Origin of the sequence: Pseudomonas sivasensis, from assembly GCF_013778505.1 — a bacterium.
In the GTDB taxonomy this organism is placed as follows: Bacteria; Pseudomonadota; Gammaproteobacteria; order Pseudomonadales; family Pseudomonadaceae; genus Aquipseudomonas; species Aquipseudomonas sivasensis.
In genome coordinates this window covers 371,901-397,280 of record NZ_JAAOWU010000003.1, presented here as the reverse complement: position 1 = coordinate 397,280, position 25,380 = coordinate 371,901, and the positions used below count along the sequence as shown (strand labels likewise).

The following is a 25,380-nucleotide window of genomic DNA, read 5'->3' as shown; positions in this document are numbered from 1 at the left end:
CCTTAAGCGACGTTCATGGTCTTGTGGGTTTCAATCAAATGCGCCACTACACCTGGATCCGCCAGGGTGGAGATATCGCCTAACCCGTCGTACTCAGCCGTGGCGATCTTGCGCAGGATACGGCGCATGATTTTGCCCGAGCGGGTCTTCGGCAAGCCCGGCGCCCACTGGATCACGTCCGGCGAAGCAATCGGCCCGATTTCTTTACGCACCCAATTTTTCAGCTCCAGGCGCAGCGCTTCGTTTGGCTCTTCGCCATTTTTGAGGGTGACATACACATAAATGCCCTGCCCCTTAATGTCATGCGGCACCCCAACCACCGCTGCCTCAGCCACTTTAGGGTGGGCAACCATGGCGCTTTCAATCTCGGCAGTGCCCATGCGGTGGCCGGAAACGTTCAACACGTCATCCACACGCCCCGTGATCCAGTAGTAACCGTCCTCGTCACGACGAGCGCCGTCACCGGTGAAGTACATGCCACGGAAGGTCTTGAAGTAGGTATCGACGAAACGGTCATGATCGCCAAACAGCGTACGCGCCTGGCCCGGCCACGAATCGAGGATCACCAGGTTGCCTTCGGCAGCCCCTTCGATCAGGTTGCCCAGGTTATCCACCAACGCCGGCACCACACCGAAGAACGGCCGTGCAGCCGAGCCTGGCTTGAGCGCATGGGCGCCCGGCAGCGGGCTCATCATGTTGCCGCCGGTCTCGGTCTGCCACCAGGTGTCAACAATTGGGCAACGGGATTGACCGACGTTCTTGTAGTACCAATCCCACGCTTCCGGGTTGATCGGCTCGCCAACGGAACCGAGCAGGCGCAGGCTGCTGCCGTCAGCACCTTCAACGGCTGCGGTGCCGGAGGCCATCATTGCGCGGATGGCGGTCGGCGCGGTGTAGAGGATGTTGACCTTGTGCTTGTCGACGATCTTCGCCACCCGAGTGATGTCCGGGTAGTTAGGCACGCCTTCGAACAACACCGTGGTCGCGCCATTAGACAGCGGGCCATAGACAATATAGGTGTGGCCGGTGACCCAGCCGACGTCGGCAGTGCACCAGTAGATTTCGCCCGGGCGATAGTCGAACACGCGCTCGTGGGTGAGGCCGGCGTAAAGCAGGTAGCCGCCGGTGGTGTGCTGCACGCCTTTAGGCTTACCGGTGGAACCGGAGGTGTAGAGGATAAACAGGGCTTCTTCGGCGCCCATTTCTTTTGGCGCGCATACGGTGCCCGCCACTTTCATCAGGTCTTCGTACCAGATGTCGCGATGCTGGTTCCACTTGATCTGGCCATTGGTGCGTTTGCACACGATGACCTTCTGGATGCTGCTGGTTTCCGGGTTGGTCAGTGCGTCGTCGACGTTGGCCTTGAGCGGAATTTTCTTACCGGCGCGAATGCCTTCGTCGGCAGTGATCACCACCTTCGACTTACAGTCGATGATGCGACCGGCCAGGGCTTCCGGCGAAAAACCACCAAACACCACCGAGTGAATCGCACCGATGCGGGTACACGCCAGCATGGCAACCACGGCTTCGGGGATCATCGGCATATAGATAGTCACCACGTCGCCGCGGTGCACGTCCTGGCCACGCAGGGCGTTGGCGAACTTGCAGACTTCTTCATGCAGCTCGCGGTAAGTGATGTTGCGGCTCTCGGCAGGGTCATCGCCCTCCCAGATGATCGCAATCTGGTCGCCACGCTCGGCGAGGTGACGGTCCAGACAGTTATAGGACACGTTCAGGGTGCCATCGGCGAACCACTTGATGTCGACATGGTGATCGTCGAACGAGGTCTGCTTCACCGTGGTGAAAGGCTTGATCCAGTCAAGACGCTTGGCTTGCTCACGCCAGAAACCGTCGGGGTTGACCACCGACTGCTGGTACATGGCCTTGTAGGTCGCCTCATCGGTCAGCGTGTTGGCTGCTACTTCGGGGCGAACGGGGTACAGGGAAGCCGCACTCATCTTTCTTACCTCGGTGACAATAGTTGTTTTTGTATGCCCTTTTGTAGCCGGGGCGACCCCATAGAACCATTCGACGATGGTAGTAACAAGCCCCTACACATTGCCCTGGTATCGGCTGACAGGGCTCTGGGCCAAGGGCTGCAAGGCTTCTGGCGCTGTGTGAAAAAACCTTTACCACGGGATTGTTACAAAAACCGCCAATAGTGTTTATCAAAAGCACGGGTATATGAATATAACCCGCAGGCCTAAAATCAACTCCGTCAACACGACGCCGTGGTTTACACGGCAGTGATTAACAACGTAACAGCCCCCACGAAGGCAACGTTAATCCGAACTAACCAATCCTAAGTTACACACGTGGCCTCACAAGGGCCCCGTGACCCCTTTCGCCCTGAAGAAGGTAAGTAAAGAAATGAAAGCTCTCGTAGTTATGGCCCTCAGCAGCTTGTGCGCCACCGCCGCCCTGGCCGACGAAGCCCCGACCGAGCTGGCCGGCCAGAACGCCCCGATTGTTGAAGATTACACCTACAGCACCCACTTGGACGTTGCCAAAGTATTGTCCATGAGCGAAGTTCCGAATGTATGTGAAGTTGTACCTGCGAAGATGGAATATGAAGATTCCCAGGGTCAACGCCATATTCTTAATTACAAGATTATGGGCAACGGTTGCTCTAACGGCTAACAACTTAGTCAGTTAGAAAACACCCGGATCTTATTCGCCGCAAGAAATCGTTCTTGCGGCAAAGAACCGGCTTGAGGCACCACGCAGTCCAGGTGTGGGAGGGAGCTTGCTCCCGATAGCGTCAACCGCCGCACCTCTCTATTACGCCCTACGTCCCGTCCCCTGCCCCCACCCGCAAAAAGCCGCTCATCGCTCCTCAAAAAAAACCAACCCCAGCAAAGCCTCGCAAACACACGCTTTGGCCGAAAACCACGCCATTTTGGCCCTCGCCCGTGACCATCCACCGCAACACAAAACCGAATTTTTCCCTATAATGCGCGGGTAAATCGGGCCTGCAATATCCCTTTACACTGGGACGAAGAGCCAGACCTGAGGCCTCCGCGCGAGCTTGCACCTACCGCTGCGCACCTCAAGCCTCAAGCAGAGTACCCGTAACCCTATTCCGTTTAATGCCTGCGCTAGCTGCTGCAACAAACGATTCCTTAAGATCCACCGCGGCCCTAGGGCCGTGTGAACACCCAACCATCCGGTTTCACACGGGCACCTTTGAGCCCTCACGCAGGAGACGACACGTCATGCTGAGCTGGGACGAATTCGACAAAGAAGAAGAAGGCGAAGTAGCCACCAAAGGCGCCAACGCCGGCCACGCCACCGAAGCCAACATGGACCGCCTCGACGGTGCCGGCGCAGCTGCCGCCATCGAAGCACGCGCCGTCACCGCCAGTGACTCCGCCGCCATCGTGCGCGCCAAGGCTGCCCTGGACAAACTCGACGTCGCCGAAGGCCTCGCCGAACTCGAAGGCTCCGCCGCCCGCGTCGCCGTTGACGAAAAACGCATGATCAACTGCCGCGCCGACCTCAACCAACTCGTGCCCTTCAAGTACGACTGGGCCTGGCAGAAGTACCTCGACGGCTGCGCCAACCACTGGATGCCGCAAGAGGTCAACATGACCGCCGACATCGCCCTGTGGAAAAACCCCGAAGGCCTGACCGACGACGAACGCCGTATCGTGATGCGCAACCTGGGCTTCTTCTCCACCGCCGACTCCCTGGTTGCCAACAACCTGGTGCTGGCCGTGTACCGCCTGATCACCAACCCGGAGTGCCGCCAGTACATCCTGCGCCAGGCCTTCGAAGAAGCGATCCACACCCACGCCTACCAGTACTGCATCGAATCGCTGGCCATGGATGAAGGCGAGATCTTCAACATGTACCACGAGATTCCATCGGTCGCTAAGAAAGCGGCTTGGGGCCTGAAGTACACCCGTTCGATCTCCGATCCGAAGTTCGAAACCGGCACCGTTGAGACCGACAAAGAACTGCTGCGCAACCTCGTTGCTTACTACTGCGTGCTGGAAGGCATCTTCTTCTACTGCGGCTTCACCCAGATCCTCTCCATGGGCCGCCGCAACAAAATGACCGGCGTCGCTGAGCAGTTCCAGTACATCCTGCGCGATGAGTCGATGCACTTGAACTTCGGTATCGATGTGATCAACCAGATCAAAATCGAAAACCCACACCTGTGGGATGCCGAGATGAAGGAAGAAGCGACCCAGATGATCCTGCAAGGGACTCAGCTGGAGATTGAATATGCTCGCGACACCATGCCGCGCGGCGTATTGGGCATGAACGCGGCGATGATGGAGGATTACCTCAAGTTCATCGCGAACCGTCGCCTGTCGCAGATCGGTCTTAAAGAAGAGTATCCAGGGACCACTAACCCGTTCCCGTGGATGAGCGAAATCATGGACTTGAAGAAAGAGAAAAACTTCTTTGAAACCCGTGTGATCGAGTATCAGACTGGCGGCGCGCTGAGCTGGGATTGATTCCTTAGCCCCCACTTGTCACGAAGCATTGACACGTTGTCACGATGACTTAGCACGCCAGCTCCCGATTCGTCTAAGCCTGATTTTTTCAGGCTTTCGGATCGGGCTTGAGCTTTGACTGAAATAGCCGTAACGATGCGCTGTAGGACCGAGTTGCGGCTATATGCTGATATGAAAGAATCAATCACGCCAAATTATCATACGAAGGCAAAGCCATAGACTCGGCGTTTTTTTTCGCATAGGTGGGTTAACAAAGGGCCGCACGCACGCACACTGCATCCTGATTTATCACTGGAGCTTCAGGAAAATAGGTTAGATGAAAAAGCCAAGACTTGTTAGTCAGGTACTATTCGGAAGCCGATATTTTTTCCATCGTCGACTTCACCAAGTCCAATGGGGAGCTATTGAGTGCTGCGGCCAGAGCAAAGATCGTAGCTAATGTCGGTTGGTGATGACCTCGCTCCATAAGACTCACATAATTGCGCTGCAACCCAGCTTGGGCAGCTAAAGCCTCTTGCGTAACCTGCTGACTTAATCTCGCCTCACGCAAGACCTTACCAAATGCAACTGCGATATCCACTCACCCCTCCTATCAGAAGGGAACTGTGAGGTAGAGCGCTGCAATCGTCTTCACAGTATACTGTGAATATTTAACTGATGGAGGAATCTAGATTTGCCTGAATTGATGATCGCGGTCGTGGACGAATCAGGGCTTGAGGGTCAAGACATCTCAAAATATTTGGATGGCCAAATCGCATTAGATCGATTCGAGCATACAGGGACGCACCCGCTATTCATGATCTTTCATTGGCACCTAAACTCAATGGGTGTAAATCATAGTATCTCGATTATGGATAGCTATTTTAGGATGCGAGATTTCTCGGCAAAAAATTTAAACCGTAAAAATCTTGGAATTGAGAAAATATCGATAGTACTCCCTCCTGACGTTGCAAGCGGACGCGGATGGATCCTAGAGGAGTTTATAGAGGCCGTCATTGAAAAGAGGATTGAAGGCCGCCCAACATACATAATATATAAGACAATTATGCACTCTTATAGATATCTACTTTTAGAAACTGCTGAAGCAACACCTCCCGACCAAAGAATCATATTAAAAAATGTTGCTTCTCCCTCTCGAAACAGTAGCTCTATCCCAACGCCAAAAAAGGGTGATAGGTAAATTAGAACAAACAGTAAACCTCAGACTATTAAAACTCAACCATTACCTATGAACAAATTAATGACGGATTACGAGCAAGCAGTAAAGGCCCTTATAGAAGCCAAAAAAATCGTTATCTCAACAGGCGCAGGAATTTCACAAGAGAGCGGAATTCCCACGTATCGAGACGGACTCACCGGATTATGGGCCGGGCACAATCCACAGTATTTGGAAACAGCCAACGCTTTTCGCGAGAATCCTCAACTGGTATGGGGATGGTATCTGTGGCGTCGACAGCAGGTCGCAAGAGCGAAACCCAATGCAGGTCATATCGCTCTACACCAGATGGCTACTCTGGGGCGAAAGGTCTCCATCATTACGCAAAACATCGACGATTTGCACGAAAAAGCAGGCTCGAAAGAAGTTCTCCACCTACATGGCAGTTTGGCTACACCGAAATGCTTTGCATGCCACCGGCCTGCCGCCCTGTCGCCAGATAACGTACACGTGACGGATTTCGGCGCCCTAATCGAGCCACCTAGGTGTAAAAAATGTAATGGAAAGTTGCGTCCTGGAGTGGTCTGGTACGGAGAGGAACTCCCCAAAGGCGCCTGGAAGACAGCGATGTCATTGATTAAAGATTGCGACGTTCTGGTTTCCGTTGGCACATCGGGGATCGTCACCCCGGCCTCGGATCTTCCTGATATTGCGTTTGGGTTGTACAAAACGGTGATTCATGTGAACACGATCGATCAGGGTGTGGAGGAACACGAACTCAACGAAATCTCGCTAGTTGGTAAATCTACTGAAGTACTCACACGGCTGTATTCGATGATGTTGAAAGAGGTCCAGACACGATAAAATTGGCCTGTGGACGCATGCGAAGCAAAGTGAAATCAGGCTATTTTTTGGCAACCCTTTCTAGAGAGTTGCCCCCCCCCCCTTTACCCAATACACCTCGTTGCAGAAACTAGCAAAGATCATAAGTCACTCGACCGGTCTACCCATTTGAATGAAACTCGCTACGCCATTTTATTAATCATGACCAGAAATAGGAGCGACTCTTGATTCGCCTAGTGAATACCATAATAGCTAGCCAACATTCCTCCTTGGAGCCTGTTTGGAAACAAAAAATCAGAGCTCTTGGAGAAGTTCGCGATGAAAATAACTGGAATAGTCGAAGTCGAGACTGTTACTGGCGTGGTCTGCGATATGCCGCTGCTCCACCGGGGATGGATACTGGAGCGAATCAGTTTGGCAAGCTACAAGCACACTAGGGTCATAGCCCCCCATGACGGGATGCACTGTGAACTGCACCTGCGCAATGATAGCTTCTTGCAAGCATAGGCTTACCTCAGCGGGAGCGGCGAACTTAGGATCTGGTCAGCGAGGACAGCCAGGATCACGAAGATAATGTCTCTCGGGCAAAAGAACCAGCTCTTTGCCGTGTCGCTTCACAGTGGCAAGCGCGCGCCTTCAATCTTGAGTTTAATCCAGTCGGTGCGTAACAATGGGCACGATCCGTATTCCTATCTCAAAGACGTACTGACGCGCTTGACGACGCAAGGGCCAGTGAGGTTAAGGAACTGCTACCACATCGGTGGCGTCAGCCTTGGTCACGCAAGATTGGTTGGCCCGACGCATATATTTTACCTAAGGAGTGACTATGTTAGAACGGAAGAGATTGATTTCAGAGCTGGGAGCTTATTTCGGCGTGTTAGATTATGTTGTCGCCAAAAGTGGGAAGCGCCGTTGCGAGGGCCAATTCGATAAAGTCACCTGTAACCACCTTAACCAACGTTCCAATCTCTCAGACGACGCGGTATGCCTCGCTGGCCAAGCCTTATACCTATGCGGCTAGCCCCATAACTGCCACACTGAAGGTTTGCGCGTGAACCTCAATACAGTTCAGTTATTTCGCCATAGGCTACCTACGCAGCTTGATCGCGCGCTCCGAAGACATATCTTAATTTCTTCTGGGGCAGTTTCGAAATCTAAATCGTCAGGGATAAATACTGACCAGATCGAACCGAATGCAGATAAAGACACATCGCGAATTGTCGCACCATCCGTCCATACAGCGTGACGTTCGTCTTCAACACAGCTCTGCGCTGCGCGGTATACAAGATCAAAATTTTGTAATATTCGGAGCAGCTGAACTGCCGAACTCATCTATATACGTCTGGAACGCTCAGATCAAAGAAACTTACTCAGATCCAGAGCTCAAGCTGATTGACAAAAAATTAAATTTGAAGAGGTCGTTATCTCGGATGAAGCGCGAATTTCGGACCCTGCTCGGTGATGGACGGAGGAGGAGCGACCAAACCTTAGAAGCGTTACTTTCTATTACATCGAGTTCGGTAATTCCGCAAAAAACTTTTATACACTCACTAAATTGACGCAAAGAGCAGTGCTGCGAATTTCCGACTGGTACAAAACGGCCCGCCGATGCAGGCCGCAAGTATTTACCGCAACGTAAAACACTAATGGGTGATGCAGACAGATTTCAGCTCGGTATAAGCCTCGATGACCGCGCGACCAAACTCACGCCCCATGCCAGATTGTTTAACTCCTCCAAACGGCATTGCCGGATCAAGCAAAACATGGGCGTTAATCCACACCGTACCGGCCTCAATACGCGGTATCATATTCATGGCTTTGGTCAAATTGTTGGTCCACAAACTGGCTGCTAGCCCATATCGATTGTCGTTAGCCAACCCGATAACCGCCTCTTCGTCATCAAATGGAATCACTGCCAGTACTGGACCGAACACTTCTTCGCGAGACACTGACATGCTGTGATCAATGTCAGCCAGAATAGTTGGCTGTACATAAAAACCTTTGTTCTCTAGGATCTCACCACCAAAGACGATGCGAGCTCCCTCTTGGCGAGCTAATTCAATATGTTTGAGAACGCTTTGCTGATGTTTACGCGAGACCAGCGGACCGATTACTGCCGCGCCATCCATTCCAGAACCGATCGGCATAGTAGAGATAGCTTCTGCAAGCCCCTCAATGAACGCGTCATAAATTGAGCGATGTACATAGAAGCGCGATGCCGCGGCACACACCTGCCCACTATTTAGAAGGCCACCCAGGATGGCGCCTTGGACAGCTTTAGCGATGTCCGCGTCAGCCAACACTATCATCGGATTTTTGCCGCCCAGCTCCAACGAGAACCGTGTCATGTTATCCATACAGGCCACACCCACCGTTTTACCCACAGAGGTGGAACCGGTGAACGACACCTTGCTTACAAGCGGATGCGCAGTCAGCACGCCACCAACAGAAACACCACCACCGGTTATAACGTTGAATACGCCGGCAGGAATCCCCGCATCAAGCGCGAGTTCCGCCAAACGCAAAGCAGTCAGGGGCGTTTCCATTGCAGGCTTGATGATCACCGTACAGCCCGTGGCGAGTGCTGGCATTAGTTTCCATGCAGTGATAAGCAGCGGAAAATTCCACGGCACAATCCCGACCACCACGCCCACCGGCTCGCGCCTAGTGAAAGCGGTGAACTTTGCTCCCACTGGCACCGGAATTGATACGTCGAAAGTCTGACCTTCAATCTTAGTGGCCCAACCAGACATGTAACGCATGAACTCCACGGTGGCGCTCAGATCGAATGCGCGCGCCACGTTGATCGACTTACCCTGATTCAGCGTTTCCAGTTGAGCCAGTTCTTCGGCGTGCGCCTCAACTAACGCGGTGAAATTCAGCAGAATACGCTCCCGGTCAGCAGGGCGCAGGCCCGACCATGCACCTGATTTGAAAGCTTCATGCGAAGACTGTACGGCTTGTTCCACCACATCCAGTGGCGCATCAAGAGTTTCGCACAAGGCTTCGCCGGTGGCCGGGTTGACCACAGTGATATAATTGCCTTCCGCTAGTACCGTTTGGCCGTCAATAAAACAGCCATGGCGGCGTCCAAGAAATGCAGCGACTTGCGGCAGAATTTCAACGTTGCTCATAGATCACCTTAGGTTTGAACACATTGTTAAGCCAGATGAAGGCTGATTACTGTTGTTCTTTAACAAAACAGGCGACGGCCTGGCGATCTTGCGCCGAGGCCATCCCCGCATACGGCATGTAAGTGCCCGGCATAAACGCCTGTGGCTGCTCTATCAGTTGCGCAATGTTCTCAACCTGCCAATTAAAGTCCTTGCCACGCATGGCCTGTGAATAATTGAAACCTGCTAGCGCACCGGATTTGCGCCCTATCACACCAGCAAGGCTGGGGCCCATCATTCCCGTCACCCCCTTCGTCACCGAATGGCAGGCAGAGCACTCATTGGCAAATAACTGCGCGCCGCGGCTTCGGTCAGAGGAGCATTCTTCAGCCAGTGCAGCCTGTGTCAGGCAAGACAAAAGCGCACAGAAAAGCGGTAATCGCAGAGAAGTGAGCATAGGAAACACCTTGAATATTAGTGCGTTTGCCAGCAAACAAGCGTCCACACTGAAAATACCGACGCACAAGCGCTTCGGCTGAGTTGATAACTATTGTCGGGACTCATAGCCCACCAGGTTTTGCCATGCATGCCAATCGTATTGTAAAAACTGCCAAATCGCAGATTCTGGCAAGAAAGACCAAAGTTTTGGCAAGCATACAAAAGGATGAAAAAGTTCCGGGCTTTAGTATCCAAAAAGAACGCAACCCTGCGCTCAAGAACAAGAACATAAACGGATGCCAATTATGCTCAAGCCTCCCTTGCTTGCCCTATCGACTCTAGTGCTGCTGGTAAGCAGCACAAACGCCAGCGCCTATGAGCTGTACGCTGACGATGACAGCCATGTGAATGCCACGCTGGAAGCAGTATTCGGGGTTTTCCACAGCCAGGAAAACTACGGAATATCCGGCCGTCTAAGCCCAGGTTCCTCGTCGTGGCGCGAGGGCTACATAAAATATGGTCTGAGTTTCGACCAAGGGCTGGGAGGCCAAGGCACTGCTTACGGCGCGGCTAATCTATTGAGCTCCGGCACGTGGGGCGACGGCGATGCAACAGGGTCAAGTGACGGCTCCGAGCGTAGAACCAAGTTTGAAGACGCTTATCTCGGCTGGCGCTCAGGCACATTGTTTCAGACGCTGGGAGAGGACGGTCTCGACCTGTCTTTTGGACGACAGAACATTATCGTGGGTGATGGGTTCCTCATTAACGGTGACGCCGTCAACTTAGGTAATGGCCTGGGTGATGGCGAATTCAACCGCGGCGGTGCCTACTGGCTAGCTGCACGCAAGGCTTTTGACGAAACAGCCGTATTGCGCATAGGAGGCAAGGATGGCTGGCGCGGCGACTTGATGTGGCTAAAGTCAGATAACCGCGCCCAAGCCAAAACCCAAATGTACGTCGGCACCCTCGAGCACGTAGCCGAAGAGGCTACAGTCGGCCTGACCTACATCAATACCACCGATGTCGAAAAAACATTCGCCTCCCCTGCACAACTCGAGCGCGACGGCATGAAAACATACAGCGTGCGTGCGACTGGCGATGCCGGGGTGAAAAATCTGTTCCTGTCTGGTGAATATGCCAAGCAGAACAAACCCAATGCCGACAACGAAGACGCCTGGTATCTAGAAGCTGGTTGGACCTTCGCCGACGTGGCCTGGACACCTTATACCAGCTACCGCTATAGCCGTTTCTCGCAAGGCTACGACACGCTTTTCTACGGATTCAGTCGTGGTTTTGGTACTTGGTTCCAAGGAGAAGTTGCGGGTAACTATGCCGGGCCCTTCAATAGCAACTCGCGAATCCAGAACGTCACCTTCAAGGTTTCTCCATTAGAAAACCTGACTGTCGGTGCGATGTATTTCAACTTCGACACAATTGATCGCAACCTCGGCAACACAGATGGTCATGAGCTCGATCTCTACGGTGAATGGCGCTTCAACGAGCATCTCACGATTATGCCGCTGATCGGGCTATTCCAGCCGGATAAGAGCGCCGACCAAGGAGGCACCCAGCTCGGCAACAACAACAAAAACCTCTATAGCCAGGTAGTGTTCGCCACTACTTTCTAAGCTAGGCCAGGCCAGGGCAGTGGCGCGTCCACTGCTCTGGCGAAAAAAAGGCATTTGCAATGCACAGAAGCTTTCTGACTATTCAGAGCAAAATCGCACTGCTGGCTGGCCTCTGCCTCTTGTTGGTGGTCGCGGCCCTAGTAGGGTTATCACTCTACCAAACTCACCAAAACAGCCAACAAGTCGCGCAGACCAGCAGCGAGATGCTTGCCAATGCCGCCAAGGAGCGCATGCAAGCACTAGGTACAGTGCAAGCAATGCAAGTACAACGCACCTTTATGCAAACGTACGAATACGGCCAGGGATTATCCCGCCACTTACTGAACCTGCGGCAATTGCAACAGCAGGGGAAACTGAATCGTGCAGAACTGCGCCTGGCGCTGAACCAACAGTTGCACCAAGCCTTGATCAACAAGCCTGATCTACTTGGTCTCTATGTCATTTTCGAGCCCGACTCGCTGGACGGCATCGACACCAGCTTCGCTAATCAGACCGCATTGGGCAGCAACGAGACCGGACGCTTTTCCCTTTATTGGGTGCAAAGCCAACCAGGAGAACTACAAGCGATCATCGGTGACGAAACGCTGCTGGCCGATACCGCGCCCGGCCCTAGTGGCGAACCGCACAACGCTTTTTACACATGCGCGCGGAATAGGCGAACGTCCTGCGTGCTTGAACCCTATTTCGACGAAACCTCCGGCAGCCGTAAACTGGTTACCAGCATCGCGTTCCCCTTAATTATCGAAGGTAAAGTGATCGCGGTGGTCGGGCTGGATATTAGTCTCGAAGCCCTGCAACAGAACAGCCAAGCCAGCGCACTACAACTCTTCGACGGTAATGGGCAAATCATTATCGTTAGCCCTCGGGGAGTCGTTTCCGCCGACAGCCACAAAGTCAATCATCTCGGACAGGCGCTGAACAACCACCAGATCATGGAAACCCTGCGCCTGGGCCAGCCAAAAGTGTTGGTCGACCGAAAACATATCAGCGTCCTCGAACCGCTGCCACCTATTGCCGGTGCCGCTCCTTGGGGAGTGCTGGTCACCGTCGCGCAAGACGTGCTGCTAGCGCCCGCTGCCAAGCTGCAACAGCATCTTGATGCACAGTCCGTGAAAAGCATCGCAATGGCATTGTTGTTGGGTGGCAGTTCGGCCCTGCTTGGCCTGGCATTGGTCTGGTACGCCGCGCATAGCATCACTCGACCACTGAAACTACTGACACGAACCATGGAGACTATCGCTTTGGGCGAGGGCGATTTGACAGGGCGCTTGGTCGTACAATCGAAAGATGAGATTGGCCAATTGGCAACCGCGTTCAATCGCTTTGTGGAGCGCATCCATCACTCGATGTGCGAAGTATCGCAGGCGGCTATGGGCGTCAACGAGGGCGCGAAACGAGTATTGCTGGCGTCGAACTCGTCACTAACTAACTCTGATGAGCAATCCACACGAACCCGCAGTGTGGCGGCCGCAATCAATGAGCTAGGAGCCGCTTCTCAGGAAATCGCGATCAGCGCCAGCGATGCCTCCCAACAAGCCAATGTCGCGCGCCAACAGGCTGAACAAGGGCGTCAAGTGGTGGAGCGCACAATAGAGACGATGAACCAATTATCAACGAAAATCAGCACATCATGTGCCAACATAGAAGTACTGAACAGCAAAACACTAAACATCGGGCAGATTCTCGATGTAATTAAAGGCATCTCCCAACAGATCAATCTATTAGCACTCAACGCTGCCATTGAGGCTGCGCGCGCAGGTGATGCGGGCCGCGGTTTTTCGGTGGTCGCCGATGAAGTGCGCAGCCTAGCAGGACGCACGCAATCTTCAGTGGGGCAAATTCAAAAAATGATCGAAGAACTGCAAGTGGGCGCGAGGGAGTCGTTAGCTATTATGACCCAGAGCAAGCAACACAGCGACGAAAGCGTCAATATCGCCAACCTAGCAGGACAGAGACTTGGCAGTGTGACCCAGAGTATTAGCGAGATCGACAACGTCAATCAATCGGTAGCCGCAGCAACCGAGGAGCAGACCTCTGTGGTAAAGGCATTGAATGTGGATATTACCCAAATCAATACCCTTAACCAGCAAGGTGTTGAGAACCTGAAATTTACGTTACGCGCGTGTACCGAACTGGAACGCGAAGCCGATCGCCTTAAGCAGTTAGTGGCCAGTTTTCGAATATAAAAGCCCGTGCTGACCAAGCAGGAGGATCGACGCCAGGCACAGCGCAAAAAACGTTATATAAAGCTGGCACAAACAACCAAACAGTTGGCAGCCACAACAAACCCCGCCTTTTCCTGACAGGGCAAAATTAAGCTACAGAAGTCTGTTAATGCATCCGCTATGTGAAAAAACAATAATTCAGGGAGTTCCCGCAAATGCGAGCCACCAGGATCACCGTAAAATCGGCGCTCGGCCTAAGCCTTCTGGTACTGGGTTTAAAAAGTGCCAATGCAGACCTGCCGGCAGACACGATCGGCCAAACCACTTTGGCATTCCCAGCTGAAGCGCATAGAGCCTTTATTGTCGATGTTGAATTCGAAAGTTTTGCGATAGGGCGAATCACCGTGGTCGACCCGGACAATAAACGCATACTAGGTATGATACCTACTGGCTTTGCAGCCCCATCAGCCCTAAGCCATGATGGCAAGACCATCTACACGGCCGACATCTGGTATTCTCGTGGCACTCGCGGCAACCGCACCGACGTATTAGCAGCCTGGGACAGCTCAACGCTTTCACCAGCATGGGAAGTGCTGATTCCGAACAAGCGTGCCCAAATGCTGACTCAGCGCTACGGCCTGAAAACCAGCAGTGATGACCGTTTTGTATACATATACAACTTCACCCCGTCAACGTCAGTGACCGTAGTGGATACGCAGTCCAAAGCTGTGGTCGGCGAAATCGCAATCCCCGGTTGCGTGCTTAACTACCCTGTGGGCAAGCGTCGGTTCGCTTCCTTATGCGGTGATGGCAGCGTGCAGGTCGTGACGATCAACGAGCAGGGCCAGGAATCTGCACGTAGCCGTACGCCGTTCTTCGACCCGAACGCTGAGAAACTGGTAGAGCGTGCAGTAAACGTAGGTGACACCTATTACTTCACTACCACCACAGGGACCGTTCGCCCTGTGGACTTTGCCGGTGATGCGCCAATAATCCTGCCGAGCTGGTCACTGATCACTGAAGCCGAGAAAAAAGACGGTTGGGCACCGGGCGGCTGGCAATTGATGGCCATCGCCCCCAAGCTCAATCGCTTGTACGTGCTAATGCACGATTCCCACGAACCCATGAAATGGGAAGACCCAAGCCAACTAATCTGGGCATATGACCTCAAAACACAAAGGAAAATCGCGACCCTAGAGGCGCCTATACCGATGTGGAGTTTACAGGCAACGGGCGACGACAAGCCGGTGCTGCTGGGCAGCGATATTGAAGGTGGTTTGCAGATTTTCGATCTGAAGACCAATCAACTCAGCGGAAGTATGAAAAAAGTCGCGAAAACAGCCACTCAGATCATGACCTACTAAGAGGTTCGGCCATGCCTATTGATCCGATCATCGTCATCGCCAGCGCGCTCGCTATTGCCGTGTTGCTGGCCAGCGCGGCGACCCATAAATTACGTGCACCTACGCGCTTCGCCAGGCAATTGACTGACTACCAATTGGTACCCGATCCGTTGGCACGTCCCATCGCTAAAATGATCCCGATACTGGAATTGATCATCGCCTTCACGCTACTGGTTCCTATGACCCGAGCATGGGCGGCACTGAGTGCTGTTAGCCTGATCACGCTCTATGCAGCGGCGATTGGCATCAACTTGTGGCGTGGCCGGCGGGACATAGATTGTGGCTGTGCCGGACCAGATCAGGCGCAACCACTGCGGCCTGTTCTGCTGCTGCGAAATAGCGTGTTAATAGCCTTGGCTCTGGTTGCTGGCGTTACGCCGCTGGTACGTGAACTGACCGTTTTTGACAGCTTTGTGACGCTGCTCGCAAGTGCAGTCGCGTTGCTTATTTACGCAGCAGCCGATGGCTTGCTGGCGAATTCTCCTCTTCTGCTCAAACTGATTGGTAGGTGATAAATGGACGGCTTAATTATTTCCAACGTTTTGCTCTGGTTACTTCTTTTAGCCTTGTCATTCGCAGTCATGGGCTTGGTGCGCCAAATTGGTGTACTGCATGGGCGCATCGCTCCGGCAGGGGCACTGATGGTAGATAAAGGCGTGGCCGTCAACGAAGCTGCTCCACAAGTAACTGCCGCCGACCGTCACGGCCGGCCAGTGAACTTCGGTTACGCCGCAGAAAAATCCCAATTGTTATTCTTCCTCTCACCGACCTGCCCGATCTGCAAGTCCCTGTTGCCAGCGATTAAGTCCATAGCCAAAGAACAGGCCGATCGTCTGGACGTAGTATTCATCAGCGACGGTGACATGGAAGCTCAGCAAGCACTGATAAGCGAACACAAGCTGGACGACGCAATCTATGTGGTCGGACCAGAAGTAGGCATGACTTACCAGATAGGCAAGCTCCCTTACGCCGCACTGATCGACAAGGCTGGCACTCTGCGCGCCAAGGGCCTGGTCAACTCGCGCGAGCACCTCGACAGCTTGTTCGAAGTTGAGCACCTCAAAAGCGCAACGCTGCAGGAATATCTCAACAACCAGCCGCGCCCCCACGACCACAGCCACGGCCATACCCACTGATTAAGGCAGGGAGACCTCTATGAAACTGCTGGATCTATTATTTGAGCGTTCGACTCGCCGTGTTGCGGACACCACATCGCGACGCAAGCTTCTCGCGCGCATGGGGTCATTGATAGTGGTTGGTGCCGCGCTGCCGGTGCTCCTGCCGCTTGATCGCACCGGTAAAGCCCTTGCCGCAGATAATCCTAAAGCTGGAGACCCTGGTGATCCGAACACCTGCGACTACTGGCGCTACTGCTCCATCGACGGTTTTTTGTGCAGTTGCTGCGGGGGCTCGGTCACTTCCTGCCCGCCAGGCACAGAAGTGTCTCAGGTCACCTGGATCGGTACTTGCCGCAACCCTGGCGATGGCAAGGACTACATCATTTCTTACAACGATTGCTGTGGTAAACAAAGTTGTGCGCAATGTGCATGCACTCGCAACGACAGCGAAGAACCCGCCTATCGTCCGTTTAACAACAACGACGTGAACTGGTGCTTAGCGGCCAAATCGAACATTTACCATTGTACAGTTGCGGTCATTCGCGGCGTCGCTATATAAGCCAGTACATGCCGTCGGTTGTTCGCACAATCGGCGGTTTTTTATCGGCGGCCTTTTCTAATTATCGTCACCGGCAACTAAAGAAAGGTACTCGCTCATGCGTATATCACTGCTTCTTAGCCTGGTCTGCGCCATCAGCACACCGCTTGCCCATGCTAGAGCAATCCCCAACCCGGCACAGCGCCAGGCACAAGGCAACGAAGCACCTCAAACGCCAATTGACCAGGCTGGTTACAGCAATGCCGTGAACTACCAATTACAATGTGCCGGCTGCCATCTGGGCAACGGTATGGGTTCACCAGCCAACGACACTCCGCGTATGACGGGGTTCGTCGGCAACTTTTTGAAAGTACCGGGTGGTCGTGAGTTTCTGGTACGAGTGCCAGGAATGTCTCAATCCGCTCTAAACAACAAACAAGTCGCAGATTTGATGAATTGGTTGATTCGTGAAGACGGTATGGCGGGGAAAAGCACACCCGCAAACTTCCAGCCATACACTGCCGAAGAAGTATCAAGACTACGGCAGAAAGCAATGCTCAACCTTCCTGGCACCCGTGCTGAGCTGATCAACTCGATGCGCTCGCAAGGCATCGCCATTGAGGATGGGATGAACAATTGACTTCGCCAAAGACTATTCTCAAGTGTGTTGTTTGCGATACTCCCCAGGAGAAACGCCGAAGCGCGATTTGAACGCGGTGGAAAAATGGCTGGAGTCAGGGAAGCCCCAAGAATAGCCAAGAGCAGACAACTTCTGATCCATCACAGATTGACGCAGTGATTCAGCACACAAATCAAGGCGTCGATTTTTGATATACCGCGCAACCACTAGCCCTTTTTTGGCGAACATTCGGTAAAGACCGCGAGTCGATATGCCTATCTCGTGTGCCAGCCATTCGGGGCAAAGCTCTTCCGAATGAACGTTTGCGTCGATAAATGTAAGCGTTTTGCGGAAGATACGTTCATGCATATCAGCCTCTTCGACTTGACAGATGGCCGGTCGCAATAGAGTCACAATAGCCTCCAATGTCGCCTCACTTTCCTGCCAAGTGAGACATTTTTGCTCAGTTACATCCAAGATCAAACGGTGCGACAGCATTGCGATGGGCGATGTCGCTGCAATCCGGTGGCCACATTTGACCTGACTGAAGCGCAGGGTTTGGTCGACCATTTGCGACGGCAGAATCAACGATAACTGCCGGGAGTTTTGACTGTAGGTGAAGTCGCTGGGACGCGAGCCGTCGATCAGCGTGATATCACCGGCCGACAGCAACACCTTACTGTCGCCCTGAGCCATGCCGGCGGTGCCATCGAGTTGAAAAACTGCGAAGTACTTGCCGCCCTCACCCGCCGCGACCTCGTGAGGTGTGCGGTACAACCGTGCCTGCCGGGCATCCACGAAGCTGAGCTTCAGGGCGCCGTCTTTGTGTTCGCGAATCTGACCGGCAAATTCGTCACCTAGCGTTTTCGCATTGAAGGCGCCACAGATCTGGTTGATCTGATGAACCCACTGATCGAAGCCATCACGGTGCTGTGCAATTGAAGAAATCATATCTGCCCTCACGCAGGCTTGTTTTTATTATCTACGCAAATCCCCGGGGTCTCCTGCTCCTCAAACAGTCACGCTGCCTCGGAACCACACGGATTAATTAAGCCCGCCAAAACGTCGATAGAAACTCTCGCCCACATCTGGTAAAGGACCATCGGCGGTTTCCAGTGCACTGTTCAACAACTCTTCAGCCTTAGCGTAGATTAACCGGTAGATGTTGCGGCACAACTGACGCGCGGCGCGTCCCTCCCAATCGCCCGGCAACAATTCGTCGGGCAATTGAGGGTCGCGCAAAAGCAATTTGCGGTACTCATGAACTAGCAGGACCCGTGCCAGGAAACAGTCCAATGGCTGCAGGCTCTCCTGTTCGCGAAGCACTTGCCAAAGCGGTCGAAACAGTTGAATGAACTCGCTGTAATGGGCCGCCAGATCCTCGATGTTCCAGCTCTCGCGCACCTGCAAACGCAGGGCCTTGGAGGCTAGCACGTCTTGTGAGGTGGTTTCGAAGACGATGGTTTCTTCTTGGGCGCCAAGATCGACCAACGTCGCGTTGACGTCAGCCCGATCAGTGCGCGGACAGGCCAGCACGGCGGGCGAGATCGCACCAAAACCTTGCCATTCCAGTTCTTCGCGCACTTTTTTGCGTTTGTCCTGGGTCAACTGCGTGAGCATCACCAGGCACCAGGAACCATCCCAGGCCGGCATCGTGGTGCTGTAGACCCGTTTGAAGGCCTTGTCGAAACGCCGGCGACCGGTGCCGGTCAGGCTGTAATAGCTACGGCGTCCGACCTTCTCGGCGGTCAGCCAGCCTTCCTTGGTCAAACGAAAAATCGAGGTACGGATCAGCCGTTCATTGATACCGATCGGCTCGAGCAATTGGATCAGGCTGCCCAGCCACACGGTGCCGCCGTGGGGTTCGATGGCATCACCGTACAACGTGATGATCAGGGAGCTGGCGCGAATCGGCGTCTGCTCCTGGAAGCGCGTAATCAGATGGTTCAAAGGTGTCAGGGACGACATGGGCGTACCGAGCGAAAAAAGAAAAGGAATATACCGAATGTCTGCAAGTTAATCGCATACACCTGTGGGAGCGAGCCTGCTCGCGAGGGTGTGTCAGCCACCCGGGTGTCGACTGACACACCTTCTCGAGTAAGGGCCATGTTCACAAAGTACTGCCCTTGGGCCGTAACCCACGGTCACTGATGCGCGGGCGATCTGGCTCCGGTTCGCTCAGCGGTTCGCAGACCTGCATCTGTTCCAGACAGCGCTTGGCCAGTTGCTGATACTCACGCGTTCCCGCCTGCTTCCACGTCACTTCCTGATCATTGAGGGTTCGCTTGACGCTGGCCGGGGCGCCCATGATGAGCGACTGCTCAGGGCATTCGAACCCCGCCTTGACGAACGCCGCCGCCGCAACGAAAGAACGCGGGCCGATCCGGGCGTTGTCCATCACCACCGCATTCATGCCCACCAGCGCATCGACACCAATGCGGCAACCGTGCAGCACCGCGCCGTGGCCGATGTGGCCGTTGCGTTCAACCACGGTGTCGCTGTCCGGGAAACCGTGCATCACACAGGTGTCCTGCAGGTTGGCACCCTCCTCCAACACGATCCGTCCGAAATCGCCGCGCAGGCTGGCCAGCGGACCGACATAGCAATGCGGGCCGATGATCACGTCACCGATGAGCACGGCGGAGGGGTGCACATAAGCAGTCGGGTCTACCACTGGGGTCAGGCCATCAAGGCTGTAGCAGGTCATGGAGGCGTCCTTTACAAAGCGATGCAAATAATGAGTAATTTTGTATCACGTCTTTTTTACCAACACAAAGACCAAAAACCGTATCACTTGAAGCCAGCCTTCCCGATGAGGGCCTAGCCCCCCCCATAAATCAGCATTAACCCAATAAAATCGGGGTGAAAATCATCAGCAGCTCCGTTAAAACGAAGATAATACAAACTCATCACCCAACCAATAGGACACATTAAATAAAATTTTTTGTTGCGTTTGCGTATCACGTTACAGCTATACTTGGGCAAAACCGGCCCCTGCGGCCGATCCAATAACGAGCCGGCACCCACGCCGAGCGTGCACCTTGAGGGCATCCGCCATGCCTCTAACCCTTGCCGTCGAGCTGATCGAGCCTGGCGTCCGCCTGATTACCCTTCAGCGTGCGCAAGCATTGAATGCCCTCAATACCCAAATACTGGGTGAACTGGCGGACGAGCTGCGCGCCGCCCAGGCCGATCCGGACACCCGCGTTGTAGTCCTCACTGGCAACCGCAAAGCCTTCGCCGCCGGTGCCGACATCAAGGAAATGGCCGAGCGCGATCTGGTCGGCATCCTCAACGATCCGCGCCAGGCTTCGTGGCAGGCCATCAGCAACTTCAGCAAGCCGCTGATCGCTGCCGTCAACGGCTTCGCCTTCGGCGGTGGCTGCGAGCTGGCGATGCACGCCGACATCATTATTGCAGGCGAAGACGCCCGTTTCGGCCAACCGGAAATCAACCTCGGGATCATGCCCGGCGCCGGTGGCACCCAACGCCTGCTGCGCGCCGTCGGCAAATCCTTGGCCATGCAGATGGTCCTGACCGGCGAGCCGATCGACGCCCGTCAGGCGCAGCGTGCCGGACTGGTCAGCGAAGTCACCCAACCGGAATTGACCGTCGAACGCGCCTTGCACATCGCCCGCACTATCGCCGCCAAAGCCCCGCTGGCGGTCCGCCTGGCCAAGGAAGCGCTGCTCAAGGCCATGGACACCGATCTGGCCAGCGGCCTGCGTTTCGAGCGCCACGCCTTCACCGTGCTGGCCGGCACCCGCGACCGCAATGAAGGCATCGCCGCCTTCCAGGAAAAACGCCTGCCGACCTTCACCGGCCAGTAATCCCCGAATTCGAGATCGCCAAGAGAGCGCCAAGACCATGAACTTCGAACACATCCTGTTTTCCATCGAGGCCGGCGTCGCCCTGCTCAGCCTCAACCGTCCGGAACAGCTCAACAGCTTCAATACGCAGATGCATGGCGAAGTGAAGGAAGCGCTCAAGCTAGTGCGGCAGAACCCGGACGTGCGCGTCCTGCTGCTGACCGGCGAAGGTCGCGGCTTCTGCGCTGGACAGGACCTGAGCGACCGCAATGTCGCGCCGGGCAGCGCGGTGCCGGATCTCGGCGAATCCATCGAGAAGTTCTACAACCCGCTGATCCGCCAGCTGCGCGACCTGCCACTGCCGGTGATCTGCGCGGTCAACGGCGTAGCGGCCGGTGCCGGCGCCAACATTCCGCTGGCCTGCGACCTGGTGCTGGCGGCACGTTCGGCCAGCTTCATCCAGGCGTTCTGCAAGATCGGCCTGATACCCGATTCCGGCGGCACCTGGACGCTGCCGCGCCTTGTCGGCATGGCTCGAGCCAAGGCTTTGGCCCTGCTAGGCAATCGCCTGAGCGCCGAGCAAGCCGAGCAATGGGGCTTGATTTATCAATGTGTGGATGACGCCGACCTGCGCGACGAAGCGTTGAAACTGGCCCGCCACCTGGCGACCCAGCCGACCTACGGCCTGGCACTGATCAAACGCAGCCTGAATGCCAGTCTAAGTAACAGCTTCGACGAACAGCTGGAACTCGAGCGCGATCTGCAACGCCTGGCCGGGCGCAGCGAGGACTACCGCGAAGGCGTCAGTGCCTTCATGGAAAAACGCACCCCAAGTTTCAAGGGACGCTGAGCCATGGCCGCACTGAATAACAACGCACGCATCGCTGTGATCGGCGCCGGAGCCATGGGAGCAGGCATTGCCCAAGTCGCGGCACACGCCGGGCATACGGTGCTGCTACTGGATAACCGCCCCGGCGCTGCTGCGCAAGCCGTTGAAGGGATTGATCGGCAACTGGGTAAGCAGGTCGAAAAAGGCAAGCTGTCGGCCGAATCACGCAGTGCAACCATCGCCCGCCTTCACGCGGCGGAGGCCATCGAAACCCTGGCCGACTGCGAGCTGATCATAGAGGCCATCGTCGAGAACCTTGAGGTCAAGCGCGCGTTGTTCCGCCAGATCGAAGGTATTTGCGGCGAACATTGCATCCTCGCCAGCAACACCTCGTCGCTGTCTATTACTAGCATCGCCGCTCAGCTTGATCATCCAGAACGCCTGCTCGGCCTGCACTTCTTCAACCCAGCGCCGGTGATGGCGCTGGTGGAAATCGTCTCGGGTCTCGCAAGCGATCCGGCGTTGGCTGAGTGTCTGTACGACACCGCCAAGGCCTGGGGCAAAAAGCCGGTGCACACCCGCTCCACGCCAGGCTTCATCGTCAACCGCGTGGCCCGGCCGTTCTATGCCGAGAGCCTGCGTCTGCTGCAGGAAGGTGCTGCCGATTGCCAGACCCTCGATGCATTGATGCGCGAGGCCGGTGGCTTTGCCATGGGTGCGTTCGAACTGACCGATTTGATCGGCCACGACGTCAACTACGCCGTGACCTGCTCCGTATTCGACGCCTACTACCAGGACACCCGTTTCTTGCCGTCGCTGATCCAGAAAGAGTTGGTGGACGGTGGACGCCTGGGGCGCAAAAGCGCTGAGGGCTTCTACAGCTATGCCCACGGCGTGGAACGTCCTCTCGCAGCTGAAACCAGCAGCACAGCGACGGTCGAAGTGTGTGCCGTGGAAGGTGACCTCGGTATCGCTCAAGGCTTGCTCGTACGTTTGCACGAGCAAGGCGTCGAGATCATCCAGCGTGACGGCCAGGGTTTGTTGCGGGTCGGTGACGCCGTGCTGGCCTTGAGCGACGGGCGCATGGCTTGTCAGCGTGCTCGCGAGGACGGGCTGCGCAACCTGATCCTGCTGGACCTTGCGTTCGACTACGGCAAAGCCGAGCGTATCGCCATCAGCCATGCGGCCGGCATCGATCCGCTGGCACTCGCACAAGGCGTGGCCCTGCTGCAACGGGCCGGCCTCAAGGTCAGCCTGCTCAGTGACAGCCCGGCCCTCGCGGTCTTGCGCACCGTCGCCATGCTCGCCAACGAAGCCGCCGACGCCCTGCTGCAAGGCGTGGCCTCGGCCGCCGACATCGATCTGGCCATGCGCGCCGGGGTCAACTATCCACAAGGGCCGCTGGCCTGGGCGGATGCGATAGGTCTGGCGCACATCCTGAACGTGCTGGAAAACCTGCAAGCCAGTTATGGCGAAGAACGCTACCGGCCGTCACTGCTGCTGCGCCGTCGCGTCGCCGAAGGGAAACACTTCCATGACTAACCACGAAGCGATGACGCTGGCCAGCAAATGCGCCCAGTCCTTGTTCCAGCGTGATGCCGCCAGCCAAGCGATGGGCATGCGCCTGCTCTCGACCGGCCCCGGTTGCGCCCGCGTCGGCATGACCGTGCGCGCCGACATGCTCCAGGGCCACGGTACGTGCCACGGCGGCCACCTGTTCGCGCTGGCCGATTCGGCGTTCGCCTTTGCCTGCAACAGCTACAACGAAGCCACCGTGGCCATCGGCTGCAGCGTCGACTACATCGCCCCGGCACGCCTGGGCGACACGCTGACTGCCGACTGCACCGAGCAAAGCCGCTCCGGGCGCAACGGCAACTACGACGTACGCATTGAAAACCAGCAGAGCCAGTTGATTGCCCTATTCCACGGTAAATCCTACAAAGTGCGCGGCTCAGTGCTGGCGCAGGAGATCCCCAATGAATGACGCCCTGATCATCGACGCGGTCCGCACCCCGATCGGTCGCTACGCCGGAGTCCTTAGCAGCGTCCGCGCCGACGACCTCGGCGCGGTCCCCCTGCGCGAACTGCTGCGCCGCCACCCGCAAGTGGACTGGAACAGCGTGGACGATGTGATCTACGGCTGCGCCAACCAGGCCGGCGAAGACAACCGTAACGTCGCGCGCATGTCGGCGCTGCTGGCCGGATTGCCGGTCAGCGTGCCGGGCACCACCCTCAATCGTCTGTGCGGTTCCGGGCTGGATGCCATCGGCACTGCTGCCCGGGCGATTCGCAGCGGCGAAACCGGATTGATGCTGGTTGGCGGCGTCGAGTCCATGTCCCGCGCACCGCTGGTGATGGGCAAGGCCGAACAAGCGTTTTCCCGTTCGGCAGAGATTTTCGACACCACCATCGGCTGGCGCTTCGTCAATCCGCTGATGAAAAAGGCATATGGCATCGACTCCATGCCCGAAACCGCGGAGAACGTCGCCGAACAGTTCAACATTTCTCGCGCCGACCAGGATGCCTTCGCCCTGCGCAGCCAGCAACGCGCCGCTGCCGCCCAAGCCAATGGGCGCCTGGCCAAGGAAATCGTCGCGGTGGAAATTCCCCAGCGCAAAGGTCTGACCAGAGTGGTCGAGCATGACGAACACCCGCGCGGCGACACCACCCTTGAACAGCTGGCCAAACTCGGCACGCCGTTCCGCGAAGGCGGCAGTATCACCGCCGGTAACGCCTCTGGTGTCAACGACGGTGCTTGTGCATTGCTGCTAGCAAGCCCTGAAGTCGCCAAACGCCACGGCCTGACCGCCCGTGGTCGCGTCGTGGCGATGGCCACCGCTGGCGTCGAGCCACGGATCATGGGCATCGGCCCTGTCCCCGCCACGCGCAAAGTGCTGGAAGTGGCCAACCTGAGCCTGGCCGACATGGACGTGATCGAGCTCAACGAAGCATTCGCCGCTCAAGGCTTGGCAGTGTTGCGCGAACTAGGTCTGAATGACGTCGACCCACGGGTCAATCCGAACGGCGGCGCCATCGCCCTCGGCCATCCGTTGGGCATGAGCGGTGCGAGACTGGTCACCACCGCCCTGCACGAACTGGAAGAACGTAAAGGCCGCTACGCCCTGTGCACCATGTGCATCGGTGTCGGCCAGGGGATCGCGCTGATCATCGAGCGTCTAACCCACTAAATAGTCGCGATTCCCGAGGAGCCGAGAGGTATCCTTGGGGCATGCACTCAAAGCCCCCGTGTACGGG

Annotated in this window: 23 protein-coding genes and 1 pseudogene; 17 read left to right on the top strand and 7 right to left on the bottom strand. The window is 55.7% G+C overall.

Going from position 1 to position 25,380, the window contains the following annotated elements:
* Positions 1–2: 2 nt before the first annotated feature.
* Positions 3–1,958, bottom strand: a complete 1,956-nt coding sequence (gene acs, locus G9Q84_RS08190; RefSeq protein ID WP_032886744.1) for an acetate--CoA ligase — start codon at positions 1,956–1,958, stop codon at positions 3–5.
* Positions 1,959–2,370: 412 nt separating this feature from the next.
* On the opposite strand from acs, the gene G9Q84_RS08185 reads away from it, so the two are divergent.
* Entirely contained in the window at positions 2,371–2,640 is a 270-nt protein-coding gene (locus G9Q84_RS08185; protein WP_032886743.1) for a DUF2790 domain-containing protein, read from the top strand.
* Between the two features lie 575 nt (positions 2,641–3,215).
* Positions 3,216–4,466: a ribonucleotide-diphosphate reductase subunit beta gene (locus G9Q84_RS08180; protein ID WP_005790649.1), complete on the top strand. Its 1,251-nt coding sequence runs from the start codon at positions 3,216–3,218 to the stop codon at positions 4,464–4,466.
* A 346-nt stretch (positions 4,467–4,812) separates the two neighbouring features.
* Here G9Q84_RS08180 and G9Q84_RS08175 read toward each other — a convergent pair whose 3' ends face one another.
* Positions 4,813–5,046 (bottom strand): helix-turn-helix domain-containing protein, encoded by a 234-nt coding sequence (locus G9Q84_RS08175; RefSeq protein ID WP_181643117.1) that lies wholly within the window; start codon positions 5,044–5,046, stop codon positions 4,813–4,815.
* Between the two features lie 93 nt (positions 5,047–5,139).
* Here G9Q84_RS08175 and G9Q84_RS08170 point away from each other — a divergent pair, with 93 nt between their 5' ends.
* The 3 genes and pseudogenes from G9Q84_RS08170 to G9Q84_RS08160 all read left to right on the top strand — a co-directional run.
* Complete coding sequence (locus tag G9Q84_RS08170) at positions 5,140–5,646, top strand: hypothetical protein (RefSeq protein WP_181643116.1); 507 nt, start codon at positions 5,140–5,142, stop codon at positions 5,644–5,646.
* Positions 5,647–5,706: 60 nt separating this feature from the next.
* A complete protein-coding gene (locus G9Q84_RS08165; protein WP_181643115.1) occupies positions 5,707–6,486 on the top strand; it encodes an SIR2 family NAD-dependent protein deacylase in 780 nt (259 codons plus the stop codon).
* Between the two features lie 555 nt (positions 6,487–7,041).
* Positions 7,042–7,289 (top strand): annotated as a pseudogene (locus G9Q84_RS08160) (transposase domain-containing protein); the annotation flags it as partial.
* An 819-nt stretch (positions 7,290–8,108) separates the two neighbouring features.
* Here G9Q84_RS08160 and G9Q84_RS08155 read toward each other — a convergent pair.
* Positions 8,109–9,599, bottom strand: coding sequence for an aldehyde dehydrogenase family protein (locus G9Q84_RS08155; RefSeq protein WP_181643114.1), 1,491 nt, complete (start codon positions 9,597–9,599; stop codon positions 8,109–8,111).
* A gap of 46 nt (positions 9,600–9,645) precedes the next feature.
* Positions 9,646–10,035: a c-type cytochrome gene (locus G9Q84_RS08150; RefSeq protein ID WP_181643113.1), complete on the bottom strand. Its 390-nt coding sequence runs from the start codon at positions 10,033–10,035 to the stop codon at positions 9,646–9,648.
* 286 nt (positions 10,036–10,321) lie between these two features.
* Here G9Q84_RS08150 and G9Q84_RS08145 point away from each other — a divergent pair, with 286 nt between their 5' ends.
* From G9Q84_RS08145 to G9Q84_RS08115, 7 genes are all read left to right on the top strand, one after another.
* Positions 10,322–11,644, top strand: coding sequence for an alginate export family protein (locus G9Q84_RS08145; RefSeq protein ID WP_181643112.1), 1,323 nt, complete (start codon positions 10,322–10,324; stop codon positions 11,642–11,644).
* Positions 11,645–11,703: 59 nt separating this feature from the next.
* Positions 11,704–13,830: a methyl-accepting chemotaxis protein gene (locus G9Q84_RS08140; RefSeq protein WP_181643111.1), complete on the top strand. Its 2,127-nt coding sequence runs from the start codon at positions 11,704–11,706 to the stop codon at positions 13,828–13,830.
* Between the two features lie 194 nt (positions 13,831–14,024).
* On the top strand, positions 14,025–15,173 hold the full coding sequence (locus G9Q84_RS08135; protein WP_181643110.1) for an amine dehydrogenase large subunit: 1,149 nt from the start codon (positions 14,025–14,027) through the stop codon (positions 15,171–15,173).
* A gap of 11 nt (positions 15,174–15,184) precedes the next feature.
* Positions 15,185–15,724 carry a MauE/DoxX family redox-associated membrane protein gene (locus G9Q84_RS08130; RefSeq protein WP_181643109.1) on the top strand — a complete coding sequence of 180 codons (540 nt, stop codon included), beginning with the start codon at positions 15,185–15,187 and terminating at the stop codon, positions 15,722–15,724.
* Between the two features lie 3 nt (positions 15,725–15,727).
* Positions 15,728–16,348 (top strand): methylamine dehydrogenase accessory protein MauD, encoded by a 621-nt coding sequence (gene mauD / locus G9Q84_RS08125; RefSeq protein ID WP_181643108.1) that lies wholly within the window; start codon positions 15,728–15,730, stop codon positions 16,346–16,348.
* Between the two features lie 19 nt (positions 16,349–16,367).
* Complete coding sequence (locus G9Q84_RS08120) at positions 16,368–16,889, top strand: methylamine dehydrogenase light chain (RefSeq protein WP_181643107.1); 522 nt, start codon at positions 16,368–16,370, stop codon at positions 16,887–16,889.
* Between the two features lie 97 nt (positions 16,890–16,986).
* Positions 16,987–17,508, top strand: coding sequence for a cytochrome C (locus G9Q84_RS08115; RefSeq protein ID WP_181643106.1), 522 nt, complete (start codon positions 16,987–16,989; stop codon positions 17,506–17,508).
* A gap of 18 nt (positions 17,509–17,526) precedes the next feature.
* Here the strand turns inward: G9Q84_RS08115 and feaR are convergent, their stop codons facing one another.
* The 3 genes from feaR to paaY form a co-directional block, all read right to left on the bottom strand.
* A complete protein-coding gene (feaR, locus tag G9Q84_RS08110; RefSeq protein WP_181643105.1) occupies positions 17,527–18,438 on the bottom strand; it encodes a transcriptional regulator FeaR in 912 nt (303 codons plus the stop codon).
* Positions 18,439–18,531: 93 nt separating this feature from the next.
* Entirely contained in the window at positions 18,532–19,455 is a 924-nt protein-coding gene (gene paaX / locus G9Q84_RS08105) for a phenylacetic acid degradation operon negative regulatory protein PaaX (protein ID WP_181643104.1), read from the bottom strand.
* A 142-nt stretch (positions 19,456–19,597) separates the two neighbouring features.
* On the bottom strand, positions 19,598–20,194 hold the full coding sequence (gene paaY / locus G9Q84_RS08100) for a phenylacetic acid degradation protein PaaY (RefSeq protein ID WP_181643103.1): 597 nt from the start codon (positions 20,192–20,194) through the stop codon (positions 19,598–19,600).
* A gap of 349 nt (positions 20,195–20,543) precedes the next feature.
* Between paaY and paaF the strand changes: the two genes are divergently transcribed.
* The 5 genes from paaF to pcaF are packed head-to-tail and all read left to right on the top strand — an operon-like array spanning position 20,544 to position 25,313.
* A complete protein-coding gene (gene paaF, locus G9Q84_RS08095) occupies positions 20,544–21,317 on the top strand; it encodes a 2,3-dehydroadipyl-CoA hydratase PaaF (RefSeq protein ID WP_181643102.1) in 774 nt (257 codons plus the stop codon).
* Positions 21,318–21,354: 37 nt separating this feature from the next.
* On the top strand, positions 21,355–22,146 hold the full coding sequence (gene paaG, locus G9Q84_RS08090; protein WP_181643101.1) for a 2-(1,2-epoxy-1,2-dihydrophenyl)acetyl-CoA isomerase PaaG: 792 nt from the start codon (positions 21,355–21,357) through the stop codon (positions 22,144–22,146).
* A 3-nt stretch (positions 22,147–22,149) separates the two neighbouring features.
* Positions 22,150–23,667 (top strand): 3-hydroxyacyl-CoA dehydrogenase PaaH, encoded by a 1,518-nt coding sequence (paaH, locus tag G9Q84_RS08085; protein ID WP_181643100.1) that lies wholly within the window; start codon positions 22,150–22,152, stop codon positions 23,665–23,667.
* Positions 23,660–24,109 (top strand): hydroxyphenylacetyl-CoA thioesterase PaaI, encoded by a 450-nt coding sequence (paaI, locus tag G9Q84_RS08080; RefSeq protein WP_181643099.1) that lies wholly within the window; start codon positions 23,660–23,662, stop codon positions 24,107–24,109. The genes paaH and paaI overlap by 8 nt, the downstream gene beginning before the upstream one ends.
* On the top strand, positions 24,102–25,313 hold the full coding sequence (gene pcaF / locus G9Q84_RS08075) for a 3-oxoadipyl-CoA thiolase (protein ID WP_181643098.1): 1,212 nt from the start codon (positions 24,102–24,104) through the stop codon (positions 25,311–25,313). The genes paaI and pcaF overlap by 8 nt, the downstream gene beginning before the upstream one ends.
* Positions 25,314–25,380: the final 67 nt, after the last annotated feature.